Annotated in this window: 31 protein-coding genes; 17 read left to right on the plus strand and 14 right to left on the minus strand. The window is 64.5% G+C overall.

What is annotated here, in order from left to right; genetic code table 11:
• The first annotated feature begins 240 nt into the window (after positions 1 to 240).
• The gene (locus AC3B6C_RS25250) at positions 241 to 1,260 is read left to right on the plus strand and encodes an IS481 family transposase (protein ID WP_488376573.1); all 1,020 of its coding nucleotides are present in this window, start codon (positions 241 to 243) and stop codon (positions 1,258 to 1,260) included.
• Here AC3B6C_RS25250 and AC3B6C_RS25255 read toward each other — a convergent pair.
• The 3 genes from AC3B6C_RS25255 to AC3B6C_RS25265 all read right to left on the minus strand — a co-directional run bounded on the left by AC3B6C_RS25255 (position 1,216) and on the right by AC3B6C_RS25265 (position 3,156).
• On the minus strand, positions 1,216 to 1,476 hold the full coding sequence (locus AC3B6C_RS25255; RefSeq protein WP_065629393.1) for a hypothetical protein: 261 nt from the start codon (positions 1,474 to 1,476) through the stop codon (positions 1,216 to 1,218). The two genes, AC3B6C_RS25250 and AC3B6C_RS25255, sit on opposite strands and share 45 nt — an antisense overlap.
• Positions 1,477 to 1,575: 99 nt before the next feature.
• A complete protein-coding gene (locus AC3B6C_RS25260; RefSeq protein WP_277244394.1) occupies positions 1,576 to 1,803 on the minus strand; it encodes a helix-turn-helix transcriptional regulator in 228 nt (75 codons plus the stop codon).
• 1,104 nt (positions 1,804 to 2,907) lie between these two features.
• Entirely contained in the window at positions 2,908 to 3,156 is a 249-nt protein-coding gene (locus AC3B6C_RS25265) for a hypothetical protein (RefSeq protein WP_488376575.1), read from the minus strand.
• A gap of 130 nt (positions 3,157 to 3,286) precedes the next feature.
• Between AC3B6C_RS25265 and AC3B6C_RS25270 the strand changes: the two genes are divergently transcribed.
• The 6 genes from AC3B6C_RS25270 (at position 3,287) to AC3B6C_RS25295 (ending at position 7,463) form a co-directional block, all read left to right on the plus strand.
• A complete protein-coding gene (locus AC3B6C_RS25270) occupies positions 3,287 to 3,658 on the plus strand; it encodes a hypothetical protein (protein ID WP_058253460.1) in 372 nt (123 codons plus the stop codon).
• A gap of 101 nt (positions 3,659 to 3,759) precedes the next feature.
• Positions 3,760 to 4,029 (plus strand): hypothetical protein, encoded by a 270-nt coding sequence (locus tag AC3B6C_RS25275; protein WP_058253459.1) that lies wholly within the window; start codon positions 3,760 to 3,762, stop codon positions 4,027 to 4,029.
• A 37-nt stretch (positions 4,030 to 4,066) separates the two neighbouring features.
• Positions 4,067 to 4,408: a hypothetical protein gene (locus AC3B6C_RS25280; RefSeq protein WP_488376581.1), complete on the plus strand. Its 342-nt coding sequence runs from the start codon at positions 4,067 to 4,069 to the stop codon at positions 4,406 to 4,408.
• Positions 4,409 to 4,425: 17 nt separating this feature from the next.
• The gene (locus AC3B6C_RS25285) at positions 4,426 to 5,526 is read left to right on the plus strand and encodes a hypothetical protein (RefSeq protein ID WP_488376585.1); all 1,101 of its coding nucleotides are present in this window, start codon (positions 4,426 to 4,428) and stop codon (positions 5,524 to 5,526) included.
• Between the two features lie 1,136 nt (positions 5,527 to 6,662).
• Positions 6,663 to 7,106: a hypothetical protein gene (locus AC3B6C_RS25290; protein WP_311278338.1), complete on the plus strand. Its 444-nt coding sequence runs from the start codon at positions 6,663 to 6,665 to the stop codon at positions 7,104 to 7,106.
• Positions 7,107 to 7,133: 27 nt separating this feature from the next.
• Positions 7,134 to 7,463: a hypothetical protein gene (locus AC3B6C_RS25295; protein WP_311278337.1), complete on the plus strand. Its 330-nt coding sequence runs from the start codon at positions 7,134 to 7,136 to the stop codon at positions 7,461 to 7,463.
• Positions 7,464 to 7,501: 38 nt separating this feature from the next.
• Here AC3B6C_RS25295 and AC3B6C_RS25300 read toward each other — a convergent pair whose 3' ends face one another.
• Genes AC3B6C_RS25300 through AC3B6C_RS25310 form a run of 3 tightly spaced genes read right to left on the minus strand, consistent with a single transcriptional unit; the run spans position 7,502 to position 9,976 of the window.
• Positions 7,502 to 7,882 (minus strand): BlaI/MecI/CopY family transcriptional regulator, encoded by a 381-nt coding sequence (locus tag AC3B6C_RS25300; protein WP_488376587.1) that lies wholly within the window; start codon positions 7,880 to 7,882, stop codon positions 7,502 to 7,504.
• Between the two features lie 47 nt (positions 7,883 to 7,929).
• The gene (locus tag AC3B6C_RS25305) at positions 7,930 to 9,162 is read right to left on the minus strand and encodes a sensor histidine kinase (RefSeq protein WP_006438349.1); all 1,233 of its coding nucleotides are present in this window, start codon (positions 9,160 to 9,162) and stop codon (positions 7,930 to 7,932) included.
• Positions 9,152 to 9,976 carry a response regulator transcription factor gene (locus AC3B6C_RS25310; RefSeq protein WP_006438348.1) on the minus strand — a complete coding sequence of 275 codons (825 nt, stop codon included), beginning with the start codon at positions 9,974 to 9,976 and terminating at the stop codon, positions 9,152 to 9,154. The genes AC3B6C_RS25305 and AC3B6C_RS25310 overlap by 11 nt, the downstream gene beginning before the upstream one ends.
• A gap of 159 nt (positions 9,977 to 10,135) precedes the next feature.
• Here AC3B6C_RS25310 and AC3B6C_RS25315 point away from each other — a divergent pair, with 159 nt between their 5' ends.
• Positions 10,136 to 11,272, plus strand: coding sequence for a PLP-dependent cysteine synthase family protein (locus tag AC3B6C_RS25315; protein ID WP_488376451.1), 1,137 nt, complete (start codon positions 10,136 to 10,138; stop codon positions 11,270 to 11,272).
• Between the two features lie 3 nt (positions 11,273 to 11,275).
• Entirely contained in the window at positions 11,276 to 12,544 is a 1,269-nt protein-coding gene (locus AC3B6C_RS25320) for an MFS transporter (protein ID WP_205334123.1), read from the plus strand.
• A gap of 470 nt (positions 12,545 to 13,014) precedes the next feature.
• On the opposite strand, the gene AC3B6C_RS25325 is transcribed toward AC3B6C_RS25320, so the two are convergent.
• Positions 13,015 to 13,635 carry a GntR family transcriptional regulator gene (locus tag AC3B6C_RS25325; RefSeq protein ID WP_175404390.1) on the minus strand — a complete coding sequence of 207 codons (621 nt, stop codon included), beginning with the start codon at positions 13,633 to 13,635 and terminating at the stop codon, positions 13,015 to 13,017.
• A gap of 116 nt (positions 13,636 to 13,751) precedes the next feature.
• Between AC3B6C_RS25325 and AC3B6C_RS25330 the strand changes: the two genes are divergently transcribed.
• The 3 genes from AC3B6C_RS25330 (at position 13,752) to AC3B6C_RS25340 (ending at position 15,455) form a co-directional block, all read left to right on the plus strand.
• Positions 13,752 to 14,378 carry a peroxiredoxin gene (locus AC3B6C_RS25330; RefSeq protein ID WP_058253881.1) on the plus strand — a complete coding sequence of 209 codons (627 nt, stop codon included), beginning with the start codon at positions 13,752 to 13,754 and terminating at the stop codon, positions 14,376 to 14,378.
• 115 nt (positions 14,379 to 14,493) lie between these two features.
• On the plus strand, positions 14,494 to 15,111 hold the full coding sequence (locus tag AC3B6C_RS25335; RefSeq protein ID WP_058253880.1) for a class I SAM-dependent methyltransferase: 618 nt from the start codon (positions 14,494 to 14,496) through the stop codon (positions 15,109 to 15,111).
• A complete protein-coding gene (locus tag AC3B6C_RS25340) occupies positions 15,108 to 15,455 on the plus strand; it encodes a DsrE family protein (protein WP_058253879.1) in 348 nt (115 codons plus the stop codon). Before AC3B6C_RS25335 ends, AC3B6C_RS25340 begins: the two co-directional genes overlap by 4 nt.
• A gap of 37 nt (positions 15,456 to 15,492) precedes the next feature.
• Here the strand turns inward: AC3B6C_RS25340 and AC3B6C_RS25345 are convergent, their stop codons facing one another.
• Together AC3B6C_RS25345 and AC3B6C_RS25350 are read right to left on the minus strand one after the other, a co-directional pair.
• Positions 15,493 to 16,365 carry a cytochrome c biogenesis CcdA family protein gene (locus tag AC3B6C_RS25345; protein WP_058253878.1) on the minus strand — a complete coding sequence of 291 codons (873 nt, stop codon included), beginning with the start codon at positions 16,363 to 16,365 and terminating at the stop codon, positions 15,493 to 15,495.
• Between the two features lie 11 nt (positions 16,366 to 16,376).
• Complete coding sequence (locus tag AC3B6C_RS25350; RefSeq protein WP_058253877.1) at positions 16,377 to 17,105, minus strand: DsbA family protein; 729 nt, start codon at positions 17,103 to 17,105, stop codon at positions 16,377 to 16,379.
• 106 nt (positions 17,106 to 17,211) lie between these two features.
• Here AC3B6C_RS25350 and AC3B6C_RS25355 point away from each other — a divergent pair, with 106 nt between their 5' ends.
• From AC3B6C_RS25355 to AC3B6C_RS25365, 3 genes are all read left to right on the plus strand, one after another.
• Positions 17,212 to 17,715: a hypothetical protein gene (locus AC3B6C_RS25355; protein WP_058253876.1), complete on the plus strand. Its 504-nt coding sequence runs from the start codon at positions 17,212 to 17,214 to the stop codon at positions 17,713 to 17,715.
• A gap of 75 nt (positions 17,716 to 17,790) precedes the next feature.
• The gene (locus AC3B6C_RS25360; protein WP_058253875.1) at positions 17,791 to 18,198 is read left to right on the plus strand and encodes a DUF302 domain-containing protein; all 408 of its coding nucleotides are present in this window, start codon (positions 17,791 to 17,793) and stop codon (positions 18,196 to 18,198) included.
• On the plus strand, positions 18,199 to 19,371 hold the full coding sequence (locus AC3B6C_RS25365; RefSeq protein ID WP_058253874.1) for a PQQ-binding-like beta-propeller repeat protein: 1,173 nt from the start codon (positions 18,199 to 18,201) through the stop codon (positions 19,369 to 19,371).
• A gap of 22 nt (positions 19,372 to 19,393) precedes the next feature.
• Here the strand turns inward: AC3B6C_RS25365 and AC3B6C_RS25370 are convergent, their stop codons facing one another.
• Positions 19,394 to 19,609 carry a YgaP-like transmembrane domain gene (locus AC3B6C_RS25370; protein WP_058253873.1) on the minus strand — a complete coding sequence of 72 codons (216 nt, stop codon included), beginning with the start codon at positions 19,607 to 19,609 and terminating at the stop codon, positions 19,394 to 19,396.
• A gap of 33 nt (positions 19,610 to 19,642) precedes the next feature.
• On the opposite strand from AC3B6C_RS25370, the gene AC3B6C_RS25375 reads away from it, so the two are divergent.
• Together AC3B6C_RS25375 and AC3B6C_RS25380 are read left to right on the plus strand one after the other, a co-directional pair.
• Positions 19,643 to 20,479 carry a sigma-70 family RNA polymerase sigma factor gene (locus AC3B6C_RS25375; RefSeq protein WP_240199324.1) on the plus strand — a complete coding sequence of 279 codons (837 nt, stop codon included), beginning with the start codon at positions 19,643 to 19,645 and terminating at the stop codon, positions 20,477 to 20,479.
• Between the two features lie 78 nt (positions 20,480 to 20,557).
• On the plus strand, positions 20,558 to 20,725 hold the full coding sequence (locus AC3B6C_RS25380) for a hypothetical protein (RefSeq protein WP_085950765.1): 168 nt from the start codon (positions 20,558 to 20,560) through the stop codon (positions 20,723 to 20,725).
• 363 nt (positions 20,726 to 21,088) lie between these two features.
• Here AC3B6C_RS25380 and AC3B6C_RS25385 read toward each other — a convergent pair whose 3' ends face one another.
• The 4 genes from AC3B6C_RS25385 to AC3B6C_RS25400 all read right to left on the minus strand — a co-directional run bounded on the left by AC3B6C_RS25385 (position 21,089) and on the right by AC3B6C_RS25400 (position 24,653).
• Entirely contained in the window at positions 21,089 to 21,622 is a 534-nt protein-coding gene (locus AC3B6C_RS25385; RefSeq protein ID WP_058253872.1) for a hypothetical protein, read from the minus strand.
• Positions 21,619 to 23,391, minus strand: coding sequence for an aa3-type cytochrome oxidase subunit I (gene ctaD / locus AC3B6C_RS25390; protein ID WP_058253871.1), 1,773 nt, complete (start codon positions 23,389 to 23,391; stop codon positions 21,619 to 21,621). The genes AC3B6C_RS25385 and ctaD overlap by 4 nt, the downstream gene beginning before the upstream one ends.
• A 79-nt stretch (positions 23,392 to 23,470) precedes the next feature.
• The gene (locus AC3B6C_RS25395; protein WP_058253870.1) at positions 23,471 to 24,313 is read right to left on the minus strand and encodes a sulfite exporter TauE/SafE family protein; all 843 of its coding nucleotides are present in this window, start codon (positions 24,311 to 24,313) and stop codon (positions 23,471 to 23,473) included.
• Position 24,314: 1 nt separating this feature from the next.
• The gene (locus AC3B6C_RS25400; RefSeq protein WP_082653028.1) at positions 24,315 to 24,653 is read right to left on the minus strand and encodes a rhodanese-like domain-containing protein; all 339 of its coding nucleotides are present in this window, start codon (positions 24,651 to 24,653) and stop codon (positions 24,315 to 24,317) included.
• Positions 24,654 to 24,655 lie beyond the last annotated feature (2 nt).

The raw sequence follows: 24,655 nt of genomic DNA on the forward strand, positions 1-24,655 counted from the left end.
CTACTTGACATAAGGTACATTATCGGCGAAAACCGTTGCTGCACTGAACAATTTGTCACCAGTGACGAAACGATACGCCAACCAGCAATTCGAGGACGCTCCTGGAACGACCAGCGCATCGACTAGGTGTACTGATCCGGGACGTTAGGTACGGCGTTCGGCGAGTCGACGTGACATAGGGAAGACCTCCGAGTGAGGTGTGGAGCTGTCTAGGAACCGCTCCTCAACCCGGAGGTCTTCGTGTCTCACCGTAATTCACCGTTGTCCCCGACTGGCCGGTTGCGTCTGGCTCGGTGTGTTGTCGAAGATGGGTGGCCCTTGCGCCGCGCGGCTAACCGGTTCAACGTGTCGGTCACCACGGCCAAGCGATGGGCGGATCGCTACCGCGAATCGGGGCCGGCCGGGATGGGTGATCGGTCCAGCCGGCCCCGATCGTGTCCGCATCGCACCCGCCGGCGCCGGGAACGCCGGGTCGTCGGGTTACGCGTCTCCCGTCGCTGGGGGCCGGCCCGGATCGCGTTTCACCTGGGGTTGAACGTCTCCACGGTGCGCCGCATCCTGACCCGGTACCGATGCCTGCGGTTGTCGTGGATCGACCCGGCGACCGGGGCGCCGGTACGTGCCCGCCGGCGCGAGGTCCGCCGGTATGAACGTGAAGCGCCCGGAGACTTGATCCACGTCGACATCAAAAAGCTCGGGAGAATCCCCGACGGAGGTGGACATCGCGTACACGGCCGCGCCCAGGGCGCCCGCAACTCCAGTGCCCACCGCGAGCCTGGGCGAACCCGCAAAGTTGCTGGCCGCCCGAACCTGGGGTACGCGTATCTGCATCACGCCGTCGACGACCATTCCCGCTACGCCTACTCCGAGATCCTCGCTGATGAGAAGAAGGAAACCGCGACCGCGTTCATGACTCGGGCGTTGGCGCACTTCGCCTCGATCGGTGTCACCACCGCGCGAGTGATGACCGACAACGGCTCTTGTTACCGGTCCCGGGTATTCCGGGACTTGTTGGACGAAAACGGGATTAAGCACAAGTGGACCAGACCGTACCGGCCGCAAACCAATGGCAAGGTCGAACGATTCAACCGGACCCTGCAGGAGGAATGGGCCTACGCCCGTCCCTACCTCAGTGAAACCGAACGCGTCGCAGCCTTCCCCGAGTTCCTTCGCATCTACAATCACGAACGCGGCCACACCGCACTCCGAGGCAACTCACCCGCCGACCGCGTACCCAACCTGGCGGGTCAGTACAGCTAGCGATGCGGACGTCCCGTCACACCGTTCCACGCTTGTCGTCGAGCACGCGCCTGTCCGGTCGTTGTGTCCATTGGCTTCGATTGCGACGTGTCCGCCGGCCACATAGAACATCGCCATCCGATAGCCAGCCTCCATGGCCTTGGCACCCGACTCACCGCCAAACTCACCGCCAGGGGTGAAGAGGTTGACGATGGTGTTGGTCAATCCGGTGAACATCAGGTTCCTCCTGCGTCGGTTTGTTGCCTGCTGTGCGGCGTTGTCCCAGGTCGTCGACTCGCAGTTACCTTCTCACGAAGGTCCGACAGTCTCGCCGAATCAGTCGGGCAGCAGGTGCGAGGCGGCAATGCCGAAGTGGTCGGCGATCCGGTAGAGCGTTCCGATGGTGATGTTTTCGCGTCCGGCCTCGATCGCCGACAGGTGGGTTCGGTGCACGCCAACAGCTTTGGCTACTTCGGCCTGCGTCTGACCGCAGCTGGTTCGCGCGTCGCGCACACGCTTGCCCAGCTCCTGAAGTCTCTCCACGGTGTTGACTATATCCCACACGCATGTAGACTAAAACCATCACCGCTGATGATGGGGTGAACCTTCGCTGCCGACTCGGGCAGAAACAAAAGTGGTCCGTGGGTGCTGGAACACCCACGGACCCGACGCACACCACGGAAAGGGCCGTGACATGCACCAATGCGCCACTCTAATCGAACAAGCCTCGGGCTATCTTGCCGCCGACCACACCATCCGCCGCATCACCCCGAGCGCCCGGGCGAGCGCCGCAGCGGCGATCCTCGCCCACTACCCGCCGACCTCGGCGTTCGATGATGGATTCCGGCAGCGGCTTGTTGAGTTCACTCCCCCCATGGCATCTGCCGATCACCGAAAGGGGATGTAGAACAATGGAGTTCACAACTCTCGGAGTCCTGGCCGACGCAACCCCCCTCAAGCCGGAAGCCCCTGAGGGCCTCATGCAGCTGGCGTCCGACCTCGGATGGGGGGCCTCGATCCTCGGGGTGGTCATCCTGCTGGGGGCAGGCCTGCGGGCCGCCATCGCGAAGCAAACGGGCGAAGTCGCCGCCACCGTCGCTCCACTTGCGATCGGCGGTGTCATCCTCTCCTCCGTCGGGGCCGTTCTGACTCTGGTCGGCCCCGACCCGGATCAGGACAGGCAGCCAACCACCGACGCGCCCCCCGCGCCGACGCCGCCGGCCCCCGCCCCGACCGAGCAGACCCCGATCGAGCAGACACCGTCGGCACCCGAGGCGCCCACCGACTACACGACGCTGTGGATCATCTGCGGAGCCGTCGCGGCCAGCCTCATCGTCATCGCTGTCGCGGTTCTCGCCTACCACAAAATGAGCCAAGCACGTTCTCGCCGAGACGTTCTCGTCAAGAGCACACGCGCTCAATGGACCAAGGCGGCCGACGTCCTCGGCAACCATCGACGCCGACTACGCCGCCTATCACGCCGACCTCGCAGACCGGCTCTTCACCCGCCCACTCCTCGACGACACCAACGACCCCCACACCGCGGCGTTCCTCGACGCCTACACCGCCGCCCGCGCCGCCGCCTACGACTCCCGGCCCCTGGACAGAGACCTCGCCGAGCGAGCCGTCACCACCGCCCTGGCAGCCCGCGACGCATGGAACACCGCCTCACGCCACGCCCGCGACACCGGCCTGAGCCTCCAACCCGCCAAACGCGAAAAACTCACCCGAGCACGCAAACTGCTCGACCAGGCGCTCGACCCCACCATCACCGACGCCTACCGCGACAACCTGCTCGACCGCATCACCACACTCATCGCCGAAGCCGGCGCACGACGCATCCCGCCGGTCCGGGCGCTCGTCGCCGAGTCCGTGCAACGCCAACTCGACACCCAGGCCAAGCGCCCGCAACTGCAACGATGACCCAGCTGACGGGCGATTCGGGCGCGCGATGCACGCCACGGCGTCGGTGCGGCATGTTATGCACACACAAAGACAACACCCGAATCGCTCTCGAAGAAGGACCCTTCGACCTACAAGGAGAAACATGAACTGGGTGATCTGGTCCCTCAACGTGGCCGTCATAGTCCTCGCGATCGCCGTCATCGCCTTATGGAGATTCCCCATCGGCAACTTCGGTTGGTTCCAACGCCTACTCCGCGCCCGGAAGCGAGCCCTCGCCGAAGGCCACACAGAAGACTGGCATGACGACGCCTGGTACGACGCACTCGCCGCACACGGTATGCGCATCAACGATCCAGACGCCCCGCTCGCACCCGCCGGCCACGAGGCAGAGTTCACCAGGCGCCACCCTGGGCCGACACCGCCGCCGCGGCAGCCCGCAAGCATGGTCAACCCCATCCTCGCGCTCATCGCTGTAGCCATCGTGGCCACGGTCAGCACGCTGGCGCTCAACTAGACCATCAGGAGACCACCATGTGGACTTATCAGTGACCAGCAACAGGTTTGCTCTCAAAGGCCACGCGAACTGTCACCCACCCCGCGAGGAGAGATCCCCTCATGAACTTGCCTTCGGCCCACAGCGTCCTGACACCCCGTGAGTTCGCGGCTCTCCTGCGCGTTGACGCCCGAGCCCGTCGACGCCGAGTCCGTCTCACTCATAACCTCGACTACGAGACGTTCTACGCCGGGCTCGCCAGCTCGATCGACGACCAGCCCGACAACGTCGAGTTGGCCCGTAAAGTGCTCACGCTCTGGAACAAGGACCAGAACTGGTTGCGAGCACGTCGCACACGAACCTTCGCGATCGCCTCGACCGGCGACATCTGACCACCGATCACCACCACCGATCACGAAGGAGTCCACAGTGTGGTCCTTCCTGTATTACGCCGTCGCCCTGGAGTTGGGCGGAGTCCTCGCCCTGGCTCGCGTCGACTCGGTATTCCCGCAACGTCGCCAAGGGCTGCGTCTTCTCGCGGCCGCATTTCTGACGGCCTCAACCGTCAGCCTCGTGACCGGCGCAGTTCTCACGATCGCCTCCGACCAGTATCAGGTAACCGATGCAATCCTGATCATCCTCATGGCGATCATCTGCACCGTCGTCAACGTCTCGATACTCGGCCTGTTCGGGTTCTGGGCCGAGCTACGCCGCGCCCTGCGCAACCGACGGCGGCCCACCGGCCCGCCCGACATCGAGCGCATCCCATGAACAATCCCGCCACCACCATGAGTAGCAACAGGATCGACTCCAGCGCCGCCCGTGCGCAGCTCGTCGCACGGATCGCCGAGCGCATCCGTATGTCCCCTGACCCGGCACTGATAGCCCTCGCCCAACAGATTCGCGTGGCACGCGAAATCGCGTCAGACATAGACGACCGGGTGATCCGAGCGGAAGCCCGCAATGACATCGCGCGGTGGATAGATACACTCGCCGCCAGCGCCGAGCTGGCCGATCTCGAACACCATCTACTCACCGACACCGAGCTGCAACTGGCACTACGCCGCAGCGAACTCGGAGACATCGGCCGCTACGGCGCCATCGGTGCGGTCGGCGCAGGTGCGTGGCTGCTCAACTGGGCGGTAGTCCTACCTTCTGCGCTCGAGGTCGTTCTGAAAATCGCCTTCCTCTGCTGCATCCCGTTCGCCGCGTTCGGCAACGGGTTGGTGCTGCACTACTACGTGGTCCAACGTGGACCGGAAGGGCGCACCAACCGCGCATGGCCGCGCATCGTCGAGGATGCCGCAGTCACAGCCTGCGCTCGTCGGGATGAGGGCGCTTCCGACGAATCCCCCGCCATCGCAGGGGGCCTGGAGCGTCGACGAGCCGACGCAGCCCGCGCTCTCGACGACCTCAACGCCGCGTGGGGACACTACAAACTCGACACCGAAGCCTGGTACCTCACCAAACCTCTGCTGCACGACACCACCGGCACTGTTGGTCCCACCGTCGCCTACACCAGCGCCATGGCCGATCTCGCGGCCGCCGTCGAGGCCTTGGGCGAACACTCCACCGTCAACGACGTCGACCACGCCCTGGCCCTAGCCGATCGCGCCTGGGCGGCCTGGCATGACGCGAATGACCACGCCGCCGCCGTCGGGCTCGACGATCGCAGCCCCACCGAACGCGCCGCGCTGCAACGCCTCAGCAAACTCGTCACCCGACTCGCCCGCAGCAGCGCCGACGATCCCGAACTCGCCGCGGTCAAACGCGACATCACCGCCTGCCTCGATCGCATCCACACCGTCTCGGTGTCCTGGGCCGACATCGCCGCACTGCCCGCCCTCGACCAGCGACTCATCCCGCAGTTGCCCACCGGCGCCGCCTGATCCAGGCCACGTCGCCGAGGGTGCCAGAAGGAAGTGTGTGCAGTCACAAACGCCAAGTGGGCGCGCGTCGGTGACTACAGCAAAGAGGCACTTTGCTAGTGTGGCGGGACGTTCTTCTGAGTTGCCACACCCAACCGAAGATCGTTCCTCACAGGATAGGAGGGGAGGGCGGCGAGCTAGACCTAGGATGTCAGGATAACCAGACATGAGTCTTACTCACGACAGGTTTACCTGGCATAATATCTATTATCGGCACTTGTAAATCACTGGGGGAGAGTATCTTTCAAGCGCTCCTTACATAACATCGAGAGATCGCGGGGACCTGAAGTGTTGCTCGTGGCGGTGCTCGCGCATCGATGTCAAACCATCTGGGCCGGCGTCACCCTCGCTGGTCCAAAAGTTGGTGGAGAACGCCCCGGCCGGCGGCGACGGCGGAGTAGCGGCCACGCCGATCGGCCACGCCTGCTGTACTTCGTAGCGCAAACCTTCGAGCGGGTCATCCGCAGCATCTGACCAAACGAACTCGACTTCCGTCCCCGGACGCAAACCCATCGAAGCGAGTGGATCGTTCAGATCGGCTACCGCTAGGAGTCTGAGCGATTGAGCGTCGGCGTACACCCCGCCGGGAGTGTCCGGTGAGTCGAACACACCCCACCCTTTACTGAAATGCCATACCCGCACAACGCCCGTCGACGACATTGCTTAACCGTAGCCGTCACAGCTCCGCGGGGAGACGTCGCGAAAACGTTGATCGTGAGGTAGGACGGGCTAGGAACGAAGTCAGCGCGTAGCGGGTGGCAGCGGGTTGAACGCGTCGTGAGCCATGATTCGTGGTCGAGTTCGATGTCCCAGGCTTCCAAATCGGGGGCGAGGACCAACTCATCGATGCAGGCGGCGGTCCCACCGACGAAGAAGATAGAGCTACTCCCCCTCCGTCAGCGCCCTCCAGCCCACCTAAACTACTATCTAGCATAGTTTCAAGGTTGGCTGTTGGAGGCGTGGTGATCGCAAACATTGTGGCCCAAGGGACACTCCTGGGACTGTTCGGTGCGGTCGTAGCGTGTGGTGTCGCCGCTGCCCGCCAGCCGGATCGAGGTGGGGAGGCGTGGCGGGCGCTTGTTTCGTGTGCGGTGGCCGTGAGTGCGGCCGTCGGCGTGATGGTGGTTGCTCCCCAGGGCGATTTCTCGTCGGCGATCGTGTTGGTGATGCTCTGTGTTGGGGCGCTCATGCTGTTTTCTGTTCATCTGCACGGTACGTCGTTGGCTGTAATGGTTGACCCGCTCGTGTGGATGGCCTCGGCGATGTGGGTGTTCATCGTGTTCGCCGCCACGGGCGCGCCGATCGAGATTGGCGCGGTGCCTGCTGATCCGATCGCCGAGCTGGCGTTGAGGGCGGAGCTCAATCGAACCCCGAGGTGGTCCCGCACAGGCAGTGTGATCGCGATCTTCGGTCTGGTGGCCGCGATAGTCTTCCGCCTGGCCCGGCCGGCCTCCCGCGGTGATGGCTTCGACGCCCTCGTTCCCGGCGCCCACGCCCGATTCCCACAAAATACGAAGGTGGTTAGTAGAAGTGGGGCGTGATGCGAGTGTGCGGAGGAGGTGGTGGGCATGACTGACGGTGTCGAGGTGCCGCGTACGGATCGGTTCGGCCCGCGCGGTCCTGCCCGTACGATCTCTCGTGCGGTGGGCCTTGCCGTGGTGATGTTTGAGGCGGTTGCCGCGTTCTGGCTGGTGATGCTGCTCCGAACGTCGGATCTCGTGCCATCCGACCCGTCAGGAGTCGGGCGCGGTGATCAGGTCGAGCTGCGGATGCTGACCGCGGTGGATGTGCACGACTGGGTGTCGGCGCTGAGTGCTGCGGCCTTCGCTGCGGGTGTGGCCGGTGCGCTGGTGGCGCATCTACTTCCCGCAGTCAAGGGGCGCGCGCCGGTTGAGTAGTCGGGCCGGGATTTCGACTCTTGGAACGTTTCTGTGGCTTAGGCTTTGGTGCCGCCGCCGCGGGTGTGGCGAGGTTTGCGGCTGAGGTATTCGGTGAGCACTTCCCGCTCGGCGGGTGTCACGGTCTGGGCGAAGTGCATCAGTACTGCCGCGGAGTCTCCGCTGGCGTCGAGGACCTGACGCAAGGTGCGTGAGGTGGCCTCCTCGCGGGTCTGCATGGGGAAGTACCGGTAGGCGCGGCTGACTTTTTCTCGACCGACGAACCCTTTTTTGTGCAGGTTGGTGACGACGGTGAGCACTGTGGTGTAGGCCGGTTCGCGGTCGTGGAGTTCCTCGACTAGGTCGTGCACCGACATCGCCGCACCGGCCGACCACAGCACGTCCATCACTGCGCGTTCCAGCGAACCCAGCCCAGTCATTTTCACCCACCATCTCTAGATGCGGGTCAATCTTACGACGGACTACCTCAGTTAGTAGCTCGGTCCCGTTGGAGCGCATCGGCAGCGCCGCGAGGCGGGCGGTGTTCGATGGCTGCGGAGAATTCGGTTCCAGGGGTGCTGCGGTGGATGTGACGTCGTGTTGTGGTCGGCAACGTGATGGTGAAGGTGGCTCCGTGCCCGGTTCCCAGGCTTTCGGCGAGCAAGGTGCCCCCATGGTCTTCGACGATGGAGCGGGCGATGGTGAGTCCGATACCGCTGCCGCCGGCGTCTCGGGTCCGTGAGGAGTCGGTGCGGTAGAAGCGGTCAAAGATGTGTGGAAGGTGTTGAGCGGGAATCCCGTCCCCGCAGTCGACGACGCTGATGCGCACCGCGTGTGCCGGGGCGGTGTCGGCTTTCACTACGACCCGCTGGCCCGGGGAGCTGTGTCGCAGCGCGTTAGTGAGCAGATTGAGCAGTACTTGGCTCATTCGTTCGGCATCGACATCGATGTGTACGCGCGCGGCGGTGGTGACGATGCCCAGCGTGACGCCGGCGTCGGTGAACAGCTCGGCGGCTTCTTCGTAGGTCGCGATGAGTAGTTCATTGACAGTGATCGTCGAGGGTTGCAATGGCATCTGATGCTCGTCGGCGCTGGATACGGTCGCGATGTCCTCGGCGAGGCGCTGCAACCGGGTGGTGGCGGTGCGCACGACGTCGAAGGTGTGGGAGTCGGGCGCGCGGACACCGTCCTCGAGGGCGTCGGTGATCGCGCCGATGGTGGTCAACGGGGTGCGCAGTTCGTGGGCGAGGTCTGACAGCATCCGCTTGCGGATGTCTTCCTGGGAGTTCAAACGTTGTGCCAGCTGGTTGATGGCTCGGCTGAGCTGGGTGAACTCAGTGCCGAGCTGGCGATCGGGAACACGGGTGCGGTAGTTGCCTGCGCCGATCGCCACAGCCGAGCGCGCGACGCTGGCGACTGACTGTTGTACGCGGCGAGCCAGGAACCAGCTGACGGCCGTGGCCAGGATCGTCGAGGTGACCAGGGCTGCGGTCATCGAGACGACGATGGAGAAGGTGAATGCGGCCTCGACGTGTTCGGCCTGTGCTGATCCCGGTTCGAGGCTGGACTGGCCGAGGTGATCGTGGAAGGTGTGCGGCGCGACGAACAGTGCCACGATCGCGACGCTGATGCCGCCGCCGCCGATCACGATGGCCTGGGCCAGCATCAACCGGGAGCCGAAGCTGCCCGGGATACGTGCCCGTCGTCGATCACCGTTCATGGCTGTCTCCTCGAGGTTGGCCGTCACCCATCCGGTAGCCCACGCCGCGCACGGTACGGATGAATCGACCGGCCGCGGCGCTGTCGCCGAGTTTGCGGCGCAGGCTGGCGATATGAACTTCGACAACGTGGGCATCGCCGACCCAGTTGGGTCCCCAGATTTCGGTGAGCAGTTGTTCTCGACTGAACACCACACCGGGCCGTCGGCTCAGGGCTTCCAGAACGTCGAATTCGGTGCGGGTCAGTTCCACGAGTGTGTCTTGTACCCGCACTTCACGGCCTTGTGGGTCCAGGGTCAGCTCCCCCAGTGTCCGCGGGTGTGCTGTGTCTACCGCCGAGGTCGGGCGCGGACGGCGCAGCATGGCGTCGATGCGCGCCATCAGCTCACGAGGACGAAACGGTTTGGTGAGGTAGTCGTCGGCTCCAACCGCGAGACCGATGATGGTGTCGACCTCGTCGGCGCGGGCGGTGACCATCACGATGTAGGCGTCGGTGAAGGTGCGTAACTGCCGACACACCTCGACGCCGTCGATCGAGGGCAAACCCAGATCGAGGATGACTACCGCAGGACTCACCGTGCGTGCGGCGGCGATCCCCTCTTGGCCGTCGTGGGCGATGGTGACCACAAATCCGCTGCGCTGCAGGTAGTCGGCGACAACCTCGGCGATGTCAGGCTCATCTTCGATGACCAGCGCGTGTAGCCCGTGCGGTGGTCGGGCCGCCGGCCCACGAAGGTCGTCGTCGACGATGACGCGGTCATGAGGCACGTCCCTATGGTGGCGGTGGTTTACACGACCATCCAACCCCGCGGGCATTCTTGAGCAGATCTTGATCCCGACCGCCGATCAGCCTTGAGGTTGAGTGGGCAAGGTGGCGGTGTCGCCGCGCCGAACGATATGTCCCAGTTCCCTCTCACACTGTTGATCTGCTTTCGGCCCGGCGACATCCTGTCCATCGATGCAGAGGATGCCCGTGTGACTGTCTCCTACAGCCTCACCACCAGTGATCCATTCGCCACCACCTTCCCTGCCGAGGCCACATCGCGCCGTGCTGGGCTGAGTCGTCAGCTGGTCGGCGGCACCCCGGTACTGCGGATCGAAGAACCCTTTGCCGAGCACGGGCACGGTTTCTGGGCCAAGCTGGAGGGCTTCAACCCCGGTGGCATGAAAGACCGGCCGGCGCTGCACATGGTCGAACGCGCCCGCGCCCGCGGCGAGCTGGCCCCGGGGGCGCAGATCATCGAATCAACGAGCGGCACACTGGGATTGGGGTTAGCGCTAGCGGGCATTGTGTTCGGTCATCCGGTGACCTTGGTGACCGATCCGGGACTGGAACCGATCTTGCGGCAGATGCTCGCCGCCTACGGCGCCCGGGTCGATGTCGTCAGCGAGCCCCACCCGGTCGGGGGTTGGCAACAAGCCCGCCGCGACCGTGTGCGCGCCCTGCTCGCACTCGACGAGGCTGCGTGGTGTCCCGACCAGTATTCCAATCCCGACAACGTGACCGGTTACAGCTCGTTGGGTGTGGAGTTGATCGCGCAGCTGCGCCATATCGATGTGCTGGTGTGTTCGGTGGGCACCGGTGGGCACTCAGCCGGTGTGGCTCATACTCTGCGGCAGTTCAACCCTGAGCTGGAGGTTGTGGGCGTAGACACCATTGGCTCGACGATTTTCGGCCAGCCGGCACAGTCACGGATTATGCGGGGACTCGGCTCGAGTATCTACCCCCGTAACGTTGCCTATGACCAGTTCAGTGAGGTGCACTGGGTGGCGCCGGCCGAGGCAGTCTGGGCATGCCGCACCCTGGCCGCCACGCAGTACGCCACCGGCGGCTGGAGCGTGGGCGCGGTGGCCCTGGTCTCGGGCTGGCTGGCGCGTACTCGTTCGGCCGATACGCGCATCGCGGCGGTGTTCCCCGATGGCCCCGCTCGCTACTACGGAACCATTTACAACGATGAGTACTGCCGCGCTCACGACCTGATCGGCGCCCCGGCGCCGCCCACTGAACCCCGCACCATCAGCGATCCGCTCACTCAGGTCGCGAGCAGCTGGACGCGGTGCCCTACCATCATCGACCCCACTTGCGTGCCGCACGCCGAGCCCACGAGCTGATCTATGCGACGCATCTACCGCAGTTTCCGCAGCTTCGATCGCCCCAGCCAAGTGCTGATGGTCAATCAGTTCACCATCAATCTCGGCTTCTACATGCTCATGCCCTACCTCGCCGCCTACCTCGCCGGCCCGCTGGCCCTGGCCGCATGGGCAGTGGGCCTGGTCCTGGGGATACGCAACTTCTCCCAACAGGGCATGTTCCTGATCGGGGGAACACTCGCTGACCGCTGGGGTTACAAACCGCTCATCATCGCCGGATGCCTGATGAGGGTCATCGGATTCGTCCTACTGGCCCTGGTCAGTTCGCTGCCGGCGATCCTGATCGCCTCGGCGGCAACGGGATTCGCCGGGGCGCTGTTCAACCCCGCCGTACGGGCCTACCTGGCCGCCGACGCCGGTGAGCGGCGCATCGAAGCATTCGCCGTGTTCAACGTGTTCTACCAGGCCGGGATCCTGCTCGGGCCGCTGGTCGGACTAGCCCTGACCGCTTTGGATTTTCGGCTCACCTCTCTCTGTGCGGCAGCAGTTTTCGCGGTCCTGACCCTCGTGCAGATCAAAGCGCTACCCGCAACAGCACCGGCCCCGAGCAGCACCTCAATCATTCAGGACTGGCGCAGCGTCGTCCGTAACCGGCGATTCCTGCTCTTCGCTGTGGCGATGGCCAGCTCGTACGTGCTGTCCTTCCAGGTCTACCTCGCCCTGCCCCTACATGCCGACCGCATAGCAGACAACCCCACCCTCGCCACCAGTGTTGTCACCGCAATGTTCGTGGTGACCGGTCTGGTGGCCATCGCCGGCCAGCTACGCATCACCACATGGTTCGGCAACCGCTGGGGCAGTACCGGCAGCCTGAGCGTGGGAATGACGCTGATGGCTGCAGCTTTCCTGCCCCTAGTCGCCAGCACCGCAACGCATCAGCGCAACATCGCCCTCAACATCGCCGCCCTGCTACTCACCGCAGCTCTGCTCGCCGCCGCCACCGCAGCAGTGTTCCCATTCGAAATGGACACGGTGGTGGGACTGGCCCGCGGCACGCTTGTCGCCACCCACTACGGGCTCTACAACACCATCGTCGGGATCGGGATTCTGCTCGGCAACGCCGCGACCGGGTGGCTGTTCAGCGCGGCCACCACCCGCGACATGCCCGAACTGGTGTGGATCGCTCTAGTCCTCACCGGCATGGCGGCGGCGTCCGCCCTGTTGATGTTGCACCGCCGCGGATGGCTCAGCGTCTCCGCCCCCACCGAAGCTCAACCCACCTCCACCCATTGATTACCCTAGGGGGGTAGGGTATAAAGGTGGTGTGGCGAGACGCCACAGCGGCAGGCCTCCTGAGGGTCGTCGGCACCACTGCTGTCAGTTTCAGAAGACGACTGCACTGTGTCAGAAGTGGACTGCACTAGAGGGTCGACTAAGTCGCCATAGCTTAAAGAGTGATGTCCACAATCTCGTTGACGAAGCCAGCAGCCGTCTCACCGACAAACGGAATCAGAGTGAGCGGCGTGAGCGAGTGCTACGGAATCCTCCGATAAGAGGGCGCGTTACCCCCCCGGGGGGCGCGGTTCGGGTTTGTTCGATCTTCGAATAACTGAGCACGGGTTTCATACACCGTCACTATGGCTGGATGTGGATCGCGCATAGCGTCGCTTGACGTCCGAATCCACCGAACCGGCCTTGCCGTTTGGATAGGTGACGGGCCGCGTAGCAGAGGCAGCTGCGGTCGTTGTGGTCGCGCCCTCCGCTCAATCTGACGTGGGGTCGCCGCAGATGAAGGTCTCTTCGTGTTCGCGGGACAGCCGAGCGGCCCTTTCGGCATCGCCCGCACCGAGCGCTTCGAGTATTACTTGGTGCTGTTCCGTGCTGGCACCCATGTCGAATCCTGGTGCCAATACGAGTTGAGCGGTTCGACCTTCGATCGACAGATGCTCCCACGTCGACAGCAGTGTGCTGTTGCCGGAGGCCGCGACGATGAGCCGATGGAATGCCATAGCGTGCGCGACCCATGCTCGACCGTTCGCGGCGACGGCGGCGGAGCGCATACCGTCGACTTCATCGGCAATGCGGTCCACCGCCATGCCGCGACCGGCTGCAAGTCGTGCTGCTGTCTCTTCCAGTGCTGCGCGCACCACTGACACCTCATCGAGCTCGTCCTGGTCGACCCGTCTGACTCGGCACCCGCGGTGGGCTTCGAAGACCACCAGGCCCATTCCGGCCAACTGCCGAAGAGCTTCACGGACGGGACCTTGGCTCACGCCGAGCTCACGAGCGATCCGCGTCTCGATCAACCGATCTCCTGGCGAGTACGTGCCATCGGCTATTCGTTCCCACAGCAGATCTTTGATCTGTTCGGGCAGACCGGTCACCGTGACGCCCTGCCCTGTCTTTGACCGAGCATCCGTCGACTCCGAGGGGACTTTCACATGTACGATCATAAATGATCGATCATTTATGCTCCACCGATAATTGAGAGGAGCCACCGATGAGTATTCGATTGGGCGATACAGCTCCGGATTTCACCGCCGCTACAACCACAGGAACGATCTCCTTCCACGAATGGCTGGGAGAATCGTGGGGAATGCTGTTCTCCCACCCCGGTGACTTCACGCCCGTATGCACAACCGAACTCGGTGCGGCAGCGCGGCTGAAACCTGAGTTCGACCGACGTGGAGTCAAGCTACTCGGCCTTTCTGTGGACTCGGTGAATTCGCATCTGGCATGGGAAGGCGATGTCGGTCAAACGCAAGGCACAGCAGTGAATTTCCCGATGATCGCAGACACCGATCGCGCAGTCTCCGAGCTCTACGACATGATTCACCCGAGCGCCAGCGCGGCGGCCACCGTACGTTCGGTGTTCGTCATCGCCCCGGACAAGTCGATACAGCTGATCCTCACTTACCCGATGTCCACCGGCCGCAACTTCACGGAAATTCTGCGCGCGATCGACAGCTTGCAACTGACCTACGGTCAGCCAGTGGCTACGCCCGCCGACTGGCAGCCGGGTCAAGACGTGATCATCGGACTGGGCGTTTCCGACGACGAGGCAACAACACGGTTCCCTGGATATCGAACCTTGAAGCCTTATCTGCGGTTGACCGCGCAGCCCTGACCAGGGCACCCGTTCACACTGTTACCCCCCGGGGTACAGTGAAGTGACTCACAGCTTCGTCGACGCGTCGGGTTGTCCGACCCAGCGGTGGTCAACAGTGGAAAGGCGTGAATCAGTGAATTCGTCGGACTGGGATGCTCGGTACAGCAGCGTCGAGCATCCGTGGGGGTCGGCCCCGGCGGCGGCACTGTCTGCGCGGTTTGCGGAGCTGACCCCTGGTCGGGCGGTCGATTTGGGGTGCGGGGACGGGCGCCACGCTCGATGGTTGGGCGACGCGGGGTGGACAGTGCACGCTGTCGATTTTTCTTCTGTGGCAATCGAACTCGCACGCAGCGGCGGGGAGGACCGGTCGATCGACTACACCGTCGCCGACGTCCGGGCCTGGGAGCCACCCGGCCCGGTGGATCTGGTGGCCATCGGCTTCCTGCATCTACCGGTCGACGAGTTGGTTGCCGTCCTTGCCGGTGCAGGAAGCTGGCTCGCACCGGGTGGACGGCTGTTGTATCTCGGTCATGCGCTCGAGAACTTCACTCACGGAGTCGGAGGCCCACCCGATCCGTCGATCCTGCCCGCCATCGACGACCTCGCCCGCGCCGCGAGCGGATTGCAGGTCCACGAGCTGGAACATCTGGTCCGCCCTGTCGGCGAAGGTCGGGCCATCGATGTTCTTCTCCATGCACAGCCGTGGGGCACCGCAGCTCACCGTGATCTGAAGAACGGAGCCTTCACGTGACCGATCATCCGACTCCCCTGCGTGTGGTGTTCGCCGTCAACACCACACCCACCGCCGTGGTGCGGGCGATCCACAACCTTCTCGATGCTGCGACCGAGCTGGTGACGATCGAAGTCGTGTGCTTCGGACCGGGCCTCGATGCGGCCCTGCGGTGTTCGGATATCTCATTGGAGATGCGGGCGTTGATCGATTCGGCCTCCATCACGGTGAAAGCATGCCGTAACAGTCTGGAGGGCAGAGGGCTCGGTGACGACGATCTGCTGATGGGTGTCGAAGTGGTTCTCGCTGCAGTGCTCCATCTCGCTCGCCGTCAGCGAGATGGGTGGTCACAGCTCTACACCTGACATCACATCCCCGCTCCAGTGTCGTAGGCACACCGTCTCAGAGAGTTCGGTTCTCGCGTTCACCGAGCTCGGAGGACTCGGCTGCGGTGTCGCGGTCTCGACCACGGACGATGCGTACCGTCAGGACTGCGATGATCACCAGCACTGCGATCAGGAGCACTGCGGTGTTCGGTACCGCGTCGGCCACGTCGCTGATCCAGACCTGCAGCGAGTACTGACTGTCGACCCCCATGACGCCGCCGAGGTTCGCTGTGCCCTCCGTGAGCAGGAACAGCACTCCGATACCGATGAAAAGCACCCCCGATATCAGAGACGTCGTGTGCGTTTTCAGCGGTCCTATGCTGATTTCCTTGCCGCGCAGCCACGTTCGTGATCCGAGCGAGAATCGGTCCCAGACCAGCGCCAGCACGAACAGGGGTATCACCATCCCCGCTGCGTAGAGTGCCATGAGCACTCCGCCGTATACGGCCTGACCGCCGGCGACGGCAACGGTCAGGACCGCGCCGAGCAGGGGTCCCGAGCAGAACCCTGCGAGCCCGTAGACCGCGCCGAGGGCGAACACCGATCCGGTGGAGGAGACGTCGATGCGCGCGGCTGCTCTCTGAGCGGACCCCAGCGCGAAGCCGCGACCGACGATGATCATCACTCCGAGGGCGATGATGACCACGCCGCCGATCATCGTGGTGACCTCGCGATACCGGGTGATCGCCGAGCCGATGGCACCGACTCCGGCACCGAGGGGCACCAAGACCGCTGCCAGCCCGAGGTAGAAGATCCCGGTGCGGCCGGCGAGCTTGCCGGCCCCGTCGAAGGCGTACGCGAAGAAGGAAGGAAGTAGCAGGGCCGAGCATGGACTGAGAAGTGCCAGCAGCCCGCCGAGAAATGCTCCGAGAAGTCCGATCTGCGACATCGTGGGCCGCCCTACGCGCCGGCTGCGGTGTCGATCAGATCGACGAATTCCGAGAACGGTTGCGCGCCCAGAACCGGATCACCGTTGACCGAGAACGCTGGAGTGGCCGGGATACCCAGCGACTGCGCTTCGGTGGAGTCGGCGGTGATCGCGGCATCGAATGCGGTGCCGGTGGCGGCGGCGGTGAACCGAGCTAAGTCCGGTACCCCGGCTTGTTGCGCGTAGCTTTGCAGCGTCTCCAGTGTCAGGTCCGCGTGACCGGTCTCGGGTGCATCGGCGTAGACGGCGCGGGTGAACTCCCAGAACTTGCCCTGGGCGGCGGCGGCGCGTCCGGCCCGGGCCGCATCGAATGATTGTTGCCCGAAAATGGGTAGATCTCGCCATTCGATGCGCAGGGTGCCGGTATCGACGTATCGATCGATCAGCTGCGGCTCGGTTTCCCGGCTGAACTGGGCGCAGAACGGACACCGGAAATCCGAGAAGGCGATCATCACCACCGGGGCGTCGACGTCGCCGAGGGCCATCGGATCATCGGGCTCGCGGTGCGCCAGATCGCCGAGCGGTCCCATCACCGGCGGGCCGCTCACGCTGCTCGACCCGGCGTCCGGTGCCGCCTCCGACTGCTCGCCGTCACCTGTCGTTCCGAGCACGAGAGCTCCCACGAGCACGGCCGCCACCACCACGGCGATGGCCAGGAGCACGATGTCTCGTCGGCGAGTGGAGCGAGATGTCGAAGTCATGCAATACCTTTCGGCAGTCGGCAATACTGGCAGCGATACCCATCTGGGTATACCCTCACAGTGTCACCCTACTCACACAACTACAACCCGTAGGAGATACTCGCTGATGACCGAGCCCGCCACGTCCGACCGCCTCGTCGTCGAAACCGCAGGCCGTTCCGATGACGAGGTGATCGCTCGGTACGGGCGTTGGGGGATACGGGCGGCACGCGGCACCGTCGCCGGTGCGGTCACGGTGTTGGTAGTGGGCATTCCCACCGACATCATCGACACGCCGGTCTTCGGCCGTGAGGTGCCGGTGCGGGCGTGGGAGCTTCCAGTTCTGCTGGCCACTGCCCTGTTGACCGCACTGTGGTTCGGGATCGACAAACCCGCGCGGGTCGAGCGGACCGGCACACCCGCCGCTCTCGGTGTCGTACTGACCTTCTTCGCCGTCGGGTGTCCGGTGTGCAACAAGCTGGTACTTCTCGCGCTCGGCACCTCGGGTGCACTGGGGTTGTGGGCACCGATACAACCCATCCTCGCCGGGGTGTCCCTGGCGATGCTGACGGCAGCGGTGATCGTCCGATGGCGCAAACGCGACTGCACCTCCGCGTCCTGCGCAGTATGACCGAGCACCTGCTCACCCGCGCACCGACCATCGCGTGACCGACACCCGAACCGATCGAAAGGAACCGAACGAACTATGACCGAATTGGCCATCGGTACCCGAGTGGACATGCCGTTCGAGGAAACTGTCGACGCAACCCGTGAGGCACTCGCCGAACAAGGGTTCGGAGTGCTCACCGAGATCGACATGCAGTCGACGTTGAAGAGCAAGATCGACGCCGACATCGAACGCTACGTCATTCTCGGCGCGTGCAATCCGCAGTTGGCGAAGGCTGCGATCGACACTGATCGGCAGGTGGGGTTGCTGCTGCCGTGCAACGTGGTGGTGCGAGCCGACGGCAGCAGCACCATCGTCGAAGCGATGAACCCCCAGGTGATGGTGGGGCTCTCGGATGCAGCGGGCCTGGCCGAGGTCGCCGACCGGGCCACAGCACTGCTGCAGAGCGCGATCATGGCACTCGGCGGAGACAGCACCACCACGTAGATGGGTGCGCACCGTATCGGCAGAGCGGCGGCGGCGATCGGGACCGTTGCACTGTGCGCCGTCGCGGTGGTGTCGGGATGCAGTTCCTCGCCTGCTCGAGAGGCCACGGGCACTGATCCGGCGGCGCACCCGTCGTCGCCGTCCGCGCCGCCCGCGGGCTTCGGAGACACGGCATTGTGGTCGATCCCGTTCTTGTCGCAGCCGAAGATCGTCAAGGACGGGTTCGTCGGAGTCGTCGACTCCTCGGACGCATCCGGTTCGCACCGGGTGCAGGTACTCGACGACACCGGCACACCACGGTTCGGCGTGGACGTACCCGCCGATCGCGACAAGTTCGCGGTGACCAGCACACACAACCGTGAGCTGTTGATCACCGAGGACATCGATGATCCCGGTTCGGGTGCACCGGCCACGATGACCGCCCGCGATACCCGCACCGGCGACCTCGTATGGGGTCCGGTCTCCACTGCAGGCTGCCTGACCGGGTCCGGGCTGCTGATCGACGCCGACTGCTCGCAGACAGCAAAGCCCGCGGCCGTGGCCGCCATCTCGGCAACCGACGGACACCGCACCGACCTGACGGGTGCGATCTCCGAATCCGGTGGATACGCGGTCACCGTCGACGGCGACACAGCGCGCATCGTGACCGCCGACACCGGCAACACCGCCTGGTCCACCGACACCCTCACCCCGCCCCCCGCAGCGATCCCCGGGACCGCACGATTCGTCGCCACCGCCGGCAATGCAGTGGTCGTGGCATGGACGATCCCGACCCGTCCCGAACCGATCCAGGCGGTCTATCGACTCTCCGATGCCGAGATCCGATGGATCAGCGGTAGCCGCAGTCCGATGGTGGTGACCGCCGACAGCAGTAGCGGGGCGACGATGATCACCACCGCAGACCTCACCGACGACGGCATCGCTGTCCTGTTCGAGCAATACGGCACCCGAGGTTTCACCGCCGATCAATTTCCCGGTGCCGACCGCTTCGCTCTGGTCGGCGGCGTCGTCTACGGCGCGTCGGACTCGGGGGTGACTGCCATCGATGCGACCTCCGGCCGCGTCACCGGTACATCACCGAGTGCCGCACCGACAGCAGTGACCTCGAACGGTGTCGCATTGGCCCAGAGCAGCGACGGGTACACCGCGTTCAAGGTGATCCCCCATTTCTGAGCTGCCCGCCCGCGCGCCCTGTTCAGGACGTCTTGGGTCGACCTCGAAGATCGACGGAGAACAGCGGGCCGAGCAGACACACGTTGATCACCCCGGTCAGAACGAAGACGCCGCCGATCACTCCCACCACGATGCCCCCGACACCGCCGAGTGCGACGGCGACCACGATCAGAGCGATTCCCACGACGATGCGCGGTGCGCGTCCGGCAGTACTGCGCATGAATTCGACGAACGACATGATGATTCCAGTTCTGTAGAGGGACTTTCACTGTTGGACGGGCGAGAACGCCGAAGTGGACCAATCCGCGGCTCCTCGCGCGAACAGCCCAGCCCCGACCTCGACAGCGCGGCATACGACGAGCGCTTCGCGCGCGATCTGATCGACCAGGGCACGACTCTTCGTCGCTTCGCAGCCGCGATAACACGATCACCGGCCGATACCGACGATCTGGTGCAGGACGTCCTCGAACGCGCGTGGCGCAACCGGAGAACGTTTCGATCCGAATCGGCGCTCTCGACGTGGCTGTATCGAATCGCGATCAATCGTGCCCGCGATGTGGCCGCACGCGCGGAGAATCAGCGCACCGAACCGTCGGGCACGGGCGACATCGATGGACCGATCAGCGACCTCGAGCATCCCGAGACGGTGGCGCAGGCGCTCAGCGATCGGTCCACGGTGCGAGCGGCGCTGGCGACGTTGACCGTCGAGGATCGAATGGTCCTGGCACTGCACGACGGCGAGGGCTGGACGGCGACACAGATCGGTGCGGTCGGCGCGCTCACCACCGCGGCGGTGTACAAGCGCATCCACCGCGCACGGGTGAAGCTGCTACGCGCCCTCGACAACGGTCCCGCACACCCGCGAAACGACTCCCAGGCGTGCCGGCGCACACTCGCCGCGGCATCGGACTACCTGGACGGGCGTCTCGATGTCGACGCCTCGGCCCGCATCGATACGCACCTGCGGCAGTGTCGCCGGTGCCCACCCATCGCACAGGCCCTGATCGGTATCAAGACCGCACTCGGCCTGCGGCCGTGGACCAGCGCGGTACCCGAACAGTTCGTCTGCGACGTCGCCCACTTGGGCGGACCCCGCCCACCGCGATGACCGATCATCCCCGACACCCAGAATCAGATACCCCATAGGGTATATTGGGAAGTGAATTATCGACCGAAGGAGAGACTCATGTGCAGGGCTGTCACGTGCAAGAAATGCGGAAAAACGACCTGGGCGGGATGTGGTCAACACGTCGATCAGGTGATGCGGGGCGTTCCGGCGTCCAATCGCTGCAAGGGGCACGACTCCGATCCGAAGTCACCGGGATTGTTCTCCCGCATGTTCTCCAAGAAGTAGATCGCGGTCCGCAGCCCTGATCCTGCCAGGGCTGCGACCCGAGTCACATTTCTTCGCGATCTCGGTTGTCGCGGTCCCGGTCTTCGTGGTCTCGCCTGTCGCGGCGTCGACCGGTCGGACCGTGCATGCGCAGGTCCGCATCGTAGTGAACGAACAGCCCCCACCCGATCAGGTGCAACACCACGACCACACTCGCCATCGCCGGCAAGCGGGGGCTCCGTCGCGGGACAATCGATGTCACGCAGGCACACTCACGTCGGCCACCGGCGCAGCCAGCCGTCCGGAGGGCAGTCGAGGGTAGTTGCGATCGACGTCTGCGACCCCGGATTTGCGCCGCCGCGGGGTGCGGGCGAGGTTGCTCGATCAGCAACGCCCGTTCCCGGAGGTATCGTCGCCGATGCTCGGACCGACCCCGACCAAGGTCAACGACCGACGATGATGAGGATCGACCCACACCGAGATAGTGGCACCGGTCACCAGTGCGCGGACGGTCGACCGTTCTGCACGCACATCGCACCGGTACGTTCCGGACCCGGGCACCGTCACTTCCAGTTCCACCCGTCGTGAATCGATGTCGATGCTCAGGACCACCGCCCACCCTTCGACGATGTCGTCCTCTCGCTCCGCCGCCGTGTCGCGGACCGGAGACACCGCTGCAGGATGCAGCGGTGTGCGGGCTGCGAACATCATCGCCGCCATCAGCAGCACCGCGAAGCCGGCCACCACGGCAGCGGTGACAGCGGTCGCCGACCCGGGTGAGAGTCGAGGGACGAGGAAGGTGAACACCAGTATCAGCGCGAGCACGTAGAACCCCATGGCGACCGCGATCGCGTACGACACTCGCCCCGGTACCAGGACAGCGGCACCTGTCGAGCGCAGTCTCCGCGTGCTCGTCACCGTCTGTCCTCTGGGGTCCCGCTGGCGGTGCCCTCTTCGACGCCGTCGGCGATGATTTCGGAGGGTGCCCGCACGTCGGCGGTGTGGCCCGTCAGCCCGACGTGGGCTTCGGTGCGCATGCGCTCGACCATGTGAGGGTAGTGCAGCTCGAACGCCGGCCGCTCGGAGCGAATCCGGGGTATTTCGGTGAAATTGTGGCGGGGCGGTGGGCAGGTGGTGGCCCATTCGAGAGAGTTGCCGTAGCCCCACGGATCGTCGACGGTGGCGACCTCGCCGTATCGGTAGGACTTGAACACGTTCCACACGAACGGCAGCGTGGACAGCCCGAGGATGAACGCTCCGATCGAGGAGATCAGGTTCAAGGTGGTGAATCCGTCGGAGGGCAGGTAGTCGGCGTATCGGCGCGGCATCCCTTCGTTGCCGAGCCAGTGCTGGACCAGGAACGTCATGTGGAACCCGACGAACGTCGTCCAGAAGTGCCACTTGCCGAGGCGTTCGTCGAGCATGCGTCCGGTGATCTTGGGAAACCAGAAGTACACCCCGGCGTAGGTGGCGAAGACGATGGTCCCGAACAGCACGTAGTGGAAGTGCGCCACCACGAAATAGGTGTCGGTGACGTGGAAATCGATCGGGGGGCTGGCCAGCAGCACACCGGTCAGTCCGCCGAACAGGAACGTGATCAGAAATCCGATGCTGAACAGCATCGGGGTTTCCAGGGTGACCTGTCCTCGCCACATGGTGCCGATCCAGTTGAACAACTTCACCCCGGTCGGCACGGCGATGAGGAAGGACATGAACGAAAAGAACGGCAGCAGAACAGCTCCGGTGGCGTACATGTGGTGCGCCCACACCGTGATCGAGAGCGCTGCGATGCCGAGGGTGGCGAAGATCAGACCCTTGTAGCCGAAGATGGGTTTGCGGCTGAAGACCGGAAAGATTTCGGAGACGATGCCGAAGAACGGGAGCGCGACGATGTAGACCTCGGGATGGCCGAAGAACCAGAACAGGTGCTGCCAGAGCACCGCTCCCCCGGTCGCCGGGTCGAACACGTGACCATCGAAGTGTCGATCGAAGGCCAGCCCGGCCAACGCGGCCGCGAAGGTCGGGAACGCCAGCAGTACCAGCACCGAGGTCACGAGCATGTTCCAGGTGAAGACCGGCATCCGGAACATAGTCATGCCGGGTGCGCGCAGGCACACCACGGTGGTGATGAAGTTGACCGCACCCAAGATCGTGCCCAAGCCGGACAGGATCAGGCCCAGTACCCACAGGTCGGCACCGACACCGGGGGAATGCAGTGCGCTCGTCAGCGGCGTATAGGCGGTCCACCCGAAGTCCGCGGCACCTCCCGGGGTGATGAACCCGGCGAGCACGATCAGCGATCCGAAGACATACAGCCAGTACGCGAACGCGTTGAGTCGCGGGAACGCGACGTCGGGTGCCCCGATCTGCAGCGGCAGAATGTAATTGGCGAATCCGTATGCGACAGGGACGGCGTAGAGCAGCAGCATGATCGTGCCGTGCATGGTGAAGAGCTGGTTGTACTGTTCGTTGGACAGGAACTGCAACCCCGGTACGGCGAGTTCGGTGCGCATGAGCAGCGCCATCAACCCGCCGATGAGGAAGAGCCCGAACGAGGTGACCAGATACATCTTGCCGATCGTCTTGTGATCGGTGGTGGTCACCAGCTGGAACAGCGTCGAGCCCTTCGGCTCGTGACGCATCGGATACGGCCTGGCCGCCTCAGGGCGGGGAATCAGTGCGGTCATCGACGATCTCCTCGATCCAGGTGTGCGATGCGCCGCATTTGCGTGCGCAGAAATAGGCTGTGATGCACAACGATGTGCGTTACAGGGCCATGGAGGCCTGGACGGTGACGTAGACGGCCACGGCGAGCAACAGGGCGGCGAAGCTACGGGTGAGTGTGGTGGCAGTGACTTTGTCGCTGATGACTTTTCCTGCGAACGAGCCTGCAATTGCCGCGAGGGTGAACGGTACGACAATCTCCCACGGGATGGCGGCACCCGTGCCGAGGCGTTCGATGAAGGCCCCCGCGCTGGTGATGGAGATGATCACCAGTGACGTTCCGACCGCGACGGGCATCGAGTAGCCCAGTGCCAGAACCAGAGCGGGGACGATGAGGAAGCCGCCACCCACTCCCAGAAAACCCGTGAGGAAGCCGACGACGAGCGCGGAGGCGACCAGCTTGACTACCTGCGACGCGGTGATCTTCACTTTTGCGGGCTTGGTGGCGACCGCGACGGCGCTCGGGCGTGTTCCCGGGGTCTCGGCCGGGTTCGGTGTCGGCAGGTCCGTATCGTGTCCGCGCCTGGTGCGGCGCAGCATCGCGCCGGCGGCGACGATCATCAGTGCCGCGAACGCGAGCAGCAAGATCTGCGGGTCGACCGATCGGTTGAGGATCGATCCACCGAAGGCGGTGACCGAGCCCAGGATTCCGAACACTGCCGCTGCCCGCCACCGAACGTGCAGTGCTCGCGCATGGCTGACGGCCGCGATGATCGAGGTGATTCCGACGATGATCAGCGAGGCGCTCGTTGCCGATTGCGGTTCGACCGCCAGGAGATACACCAGGGCAGGAACAGTCAGTATCGATCCCCCACCACCGAGTGCGCCGAGGGAGAGCCCGATGAGAATCCCTGCGGCGACTGCGATCGCGAGGGTGGCGATCATGTCAGATCACTGCGCCGGGGGTGCCGTCATCGCGGACCACAGGGCGGCCGTCTTCGTGCCACGCTTTCATTCCGCCCGACAGATTGTGCGCTGTGCGACCGGCATCAGTGAGGGCCGCGACAGCTTTGCTCGACCGAGCGCCCGAGCGGCACACCACGACCAATTTCTGATCAGGAGGGTAGGCAGCAGGATCGAGATCGCCGAGGCGTACATGGACGGCGTCCGGGGCGTGGCCGGCTGCCCATTCGTCGTCCTCGCGGACATCGATCAGGATGGCTCCTGATTCGGCGATCAGTGCGTGTGCGGCGGCCGGATCGGCTTCCGGTGGTGCTTCAGTCATGA

The organism is Gordonia sp. 11cp, assembly GCF_057767225.1.